The following is a 4,265-nucleotide window of genomic DNA, read 5'->3' as shown; positions in this document are numbered from 1 at the left end:
GTTTCAGTAAAACGAGCTTTTTTCATCATGACCTCTGCAAATTTTAGGGCAGAAAATCTAATTATAGCTGTCTTATTTTAGGGGAAGTGGACAATTCCGACCCCCAAGAACTATTACCTTGTCCAGAATAAGTCACACTTGTTAATTCCAGTATAGGCGGAACAGATGATTTTGGGTTATAACCTGTTTTGGCTTTCCACTCAAATGTAACTGTAGGTGCCGGTCTCCCTTTTAGTTCGGGTGGAGATGCTGGTGGGTTTGAATCATAAATATGAATTGTCAGTTTTTTTATTGCGCGTCCGGGTAACCAAATAATATCGTCAGGTTGTCGAAAGTATTCACCACCGCCATAAGTAGTTGGTGCAGCTTGCTGCCTTGGAAAATAGTTAGCGTTGTAAACACCTCGATTTTTGATATAGAGTATTTGGCTATTATAAGACTCAAAAGTACGTTTCCGATCAGTTTTTGTCGGTTTTCCCAAACCTGCATCCGAGATTGACATACCACTGTACTCTCTTGCGCTCATCGGTATGGGCGAAACCTCTTTTTTTGTAGAATAATTCCCAAGTAACGGCGTTCTACCATCAGGTTTCCGTATCGTATCCATTGCAAAAAAGTTAGCAATTTTTATAGGAATACCCCGTTCTTCTTCTGTCCAATATTCTGCAGTAACCGATACATTTACTCGATTACTAAATTTAGATGTTAAACCAAAATCACGTAATGTAGAAATAAATATAGGTAATGGCGTCGATGTATTAGCACAAACCGACATTATTGGATTAGAAGCAGTGTTATTAATATAATTAACACCTTTTGTTGTTTTAGCAACCGCTATTATGGGCAGCAGCAACACGGTACAAAAAATTACTTTTTTCATTATTAACCTCTCACTTACATTTGGGACATCTTAGATAACTGATCTGATAACGAAAATAGTGCAATAAACACCCAGATGACACAACCGCCTAATATTAATGTTGAAAATGATTTTAATAATCCTGCAAGCTTATCCATTTTGTCATTAATATTAATTTTTGACTTTTCAGATACTGATGTTAATACATCATGAAATGATGGTAATGCGGAATACAAACTAATATTCAAAAGCTCATGTACATTTAATAACCCTGTATTCAGCGCTTCTCCGTAGTTTTGACCTTTGGCCATATTAACTTTCATAATATTAATATGACTTTTTAACCATCTATTGGCGTTTAAACTCAATATTGTCAATGCATCATTAATAGGGATTTTATTTTTTAACATCCCTGACAAACTATTTAATATAATAGAAGCATTTAATTGTTTGAAAGTAGAAAATGGTACTACTCTGTCCATAAACCTATCCCTAAATAACCCAGTTACATTTGCCATAATAACCCTAGTTATTATCGTTAATAGGATGACTGCTACTAAAATATAAACCCATAACCCATTATATAAAGCCAAGCCAAATTCATATAATGAACTGGTCACAACAGGCCAACGCGTAACCGGTAGTACTCGTTCAAAGGCAGGGAAAACTTTGACCGCATAACCTGCTATCACAATTAAAGATAAAGCCAACATAATCAAAGGAAATGTTATTGATTTGATGACTTTTGACATTAATTGGTCTTTATATTTAATAACCTCAACGATACTGGTAAAGCCATTGGCAAGTGCCCCACTTTTCTCTGAAGAATAGATTAAACTTAATTCACTCTTTGGTACCATCCCATCAAAAACGGATGCAATAGATTCTTTATTCGCCATTTTGTCTAATAAATAATTCAATTTATTAACAAACCCTTTGCCTATAACCGTTTCCCCTTCTTTTTTTAGTTTTATGATTGAATCATAAATCGGAAGGTTAGAGTTAATCATATCAGCACAAAATTGATATAAATATAATCGCTGAGATTTAGTGAATTTTTTCAAAAATTACCTCCATATCTTCTGCTGGAATAGCGCCAAATTCATGAGTAAACCAGTGGTAACAAACTTTATTTTCAATTACTAATAACAGCGTTTTTTCTTTAATTTGAAACCCCTCACCAATTCCTTTTCCAATTAGCCTTTTTTTACGCCAGTGCATATACGCTTCAAGCCAATTATTTTTCGCTATTGCAGATAATTCATCAATTGATGGCCGCATATATTCGATAACGAGTTTACGTCCTTTGATACCCGTATATTTGCAATGCTGGCAGCCATCTTGGTTAAGCACTGATATTTCAATTTCCCGGGAACCGAAAATGGCAAGCTCTGATTTTTTGCAGTGCGAACATAGTACTGGCATTAACTTTTGACACTGTAGGCCCGCAATAAAACCAGGTGTACACAGTTTGTCTCCTGTAATACCGAGTGCCGATAGCCGCTGTAATAATGTTACAATGCTCCCTGCGTGAACGGTTGTGAAACAATAATGGCCACTTTCAACTGCACCAGATAATGCATTAGCTGAAATTTTATCTCGTATTTCACCTATCATAAGTACATCTGGATCACGACGTAATGCGGATTTAATCGCGGAATGAAACCCTCCACCATCGACATCTAATACTGAACTTTGTTTGGTACCATAGATATAATATTCAACGGGGTCTTCCACCGTTAAAAAACAACCTTTGTTGTTAAACCGATTTATTTGTAGCCATTCAATAACTGTCTTTAATGTTGTTGATTTCCCCGACCCCGTTGTTCCTGCAATAAAATAAGCACCATATGGATTACTTAGTATTGATTTAATATCTTCAATTTCTACCTCAGATAACCCTGTACTCTCCAATTGAGGGTTAGGGTTAGTATCTATGGAAGCAGGTATAATTCTCAGTACACAATGATAACAATCACTTGTCTCTCCAAATATTGGGAAATGTGCATAACGAAACCGGTATTTTTTACCTTTCAAATCATACAAAATATTGGCACTTTGCGGTTGTTGGCGATTCCATGTTGTCTCTTTAGTCGTCGCTTCAACGTTATACAATACAAACACCAATTCATCACAACTAGCAGATGTTAACTGAGAATATAAAATTAAAGAGCCATTAACCCTAAACTCTACTTTTGAAATAACATCCCCACGAGTAATATGTAAATCACTCGCCCCAGTATCAACGGCAACCTGCAATAAACTTTCTAGTTCTTTTTGGACATCACTGGTTTCATATAATAGGTTACTGCTCTTGTCTCGAGTTGCTTTTTCAATAATTTGGTAATATTGAGATTCAGTACTCAACATAAATCCACAAATATTTTTCTTATAAACTGAACGCGTATAATATAAATCCATATATATACTCTCTAGTTTATCAATCTTAATTTTATTGATAACTAAATACTTGGATTTATTATAATCAACAATGATTAAATTTTTTTCAAGCAACTCAAAGTGGCATTTTTCTAATGCCTTTACCCCACCTTCAATACAATTTATGTTAATAAAATCAATTGATTGTAACATTATTAATCTACAACTTTATATTGATTGTTTTTTAGAATAACTCGATATCGCATTCCATTCATACTAAATGGTTTATTCTCACTAACAAAAGAAATGCGGCTATTCTCACTATTCACCACCCCTATTTTTTTTATACCCGCAACATAAGAAATCATAATAACTTTTGGCTTATCCATTGGTTTAACGGGAGTATCCATCAGTTCATTAATTCGTTCTTCCTCGACATCATTATCCAGTTCCTTGGTTGCTACAGTTTCTTGACTAGGAGACTCATTTAAAATTTCATTGACCTCTTTTAGTTCTTTTTTTAACTTAGCTAGCGTAATTTGATTTTCAATATGTAGTTTTTCTGATTCAAATTGAAGATTTCGTTGCATTAAGTCAACAATATTTTTTTGTTCAATTGATACTTCTTTATTTTCAATGTTTGGTAATTCCATACTTTCTGCTTGCGGATCTGCATAAGCGAACTGTAGGCTTATACCTAATGTTAAAATAGAAAACATTATCTTTTGCATGCAAAAACTCCTGTAACTTTAATATTGTTAACATCTAATTTCTCTATTGATTTAAAAACATAATAATCAATATAAGGTTGACCGTTTAATAAGTAACTAATTTCCAATGGGTTATTTTTAAAAGTCATTTCAAATTTTGCAAATAACAAATTATGGCTATCTGGATACCCTGAATATTTACTTTCTATATTCGACACAGAGTGTCCACTTCCCCTAAAATAAGACAGCTATAATTAGATTTTCTGCCCTAAAATTTGCAGAGGTCATGATGAAAAAAGCTCGTTTTACTGAAACTC

Annotated in this window: 5 protein-coding genes; all 5 read right to left on the bottom strand. The window is 34.0% G+C overall.

What is annotated here, in order from left to right; genetic code table 11:
- Positions 1-61: 61 nt before the first annotated feature.
- The 5 genes from ACPEH5_RS22595 to ACPEH5_RS22575 all read right to left on the bottom strand — a co-directional run bounded on the left by ACPEH5_RS22595 (position 62) and on the right by ACPEH5_RS22575 (position 4,166).
- On the bottom strand, positions 62-880 hold the full coding sequence (locus ACPEH5_RS22595) for a hypothetical protein (protein ID WP_423727225.1): 819 nt from the start codon (positions 878-880) through the stop codon (positions 62-64).
- Between the two features lie 14 nt (positions 881-894).
- A complete protein-coding gene (locus ACPEH5_RS22590; protein WP_042843760.1) occupies positions 895-1,923 on the bottom strand; it encodes a type II secretion system F family protein in 1,029 nt (342 codons plus the stop codon).
- Positions 1,907-3,280 carry an ATPase, T2SS/T4P/T4SS family gene (locus tag ACPEH5_RS22585; protein ID WP_210814873.1) on the bottom strand — a complete coding sequence of 458 codons (1,374 nt, stop codon included), beginning with the start codon at positions 3,278-3,280 and terminating at the stop codon, positions 1,907-1,909. Before ACPEH5_RS22585 ends, ACPEH5_RS22590 begins: the two co-directional genes overlap by 17 nt.
- Positions 3,281-3,453: 173 nt before the next feature.
- Positions 3,454-3,969: a hypothetical protein gene (locus ACPEH5_RS22580; protein ID WP_281111252.1), complete on the bottom strand. Its 516-nt coding sequence runs from the start codon at positions 3,967-3,969 to the stop codon at positions 3,454-3,456.
- Positions 3,957-4,166, bottom strand: coding sequence for a hypothetical protein (locus tag ACPEH5_RS22575; protein WP_281111253.1), 210 nt, complete (start codon positions 4,164-4,166; stop codon positions 3,957-3,959). The genes ACPEH5_RS22580 and ACPEH5_RS22575 overlap by 13 nt, the downstream gene beginning before the upstream one ends.
- Positions 4,167-4,265: the final 99 nt, after the last annotated feature.

It is taken from the genome of Providencia sp. NPDC089933, from assembly GCF_049545585.1.
Lineage (GTDB): Bacteria > Pseudomonadota > Gammaproteobacteria > Enterobacterales > Enterobacteriaceae > Providencia > Providencia huashanensis.
The sequence above is the reverse complement of the archived record's forward strand: the minus strand, read 5'-3'. Positions and strand labels throughout refer to the sequence as shown.

Coding starts and splice junctions, on each gene's coding strand:
- ACPEH5_RS22595 (WP_423727225.1), bottom strand. CDS start 880: ATGAAAAAAGTAATTTTTTGTACCGTGTTGCTGCTGCCCATAATAGCG.
- ACPEH5_RS22585 (WP_210814873.1), bottom strand. CDS start 3,280: ATGGATTTATATTATACGCGTTCAGTTTATAAGAAAAATATTTGTGGA.
- ACPEH5_RS22580 (WP_281111252.1), bottom strand. CDS start 3,969: ATGCAAAAGATAATGTTTTCTATTTTAACATTAGGTATAAGCCTACAG.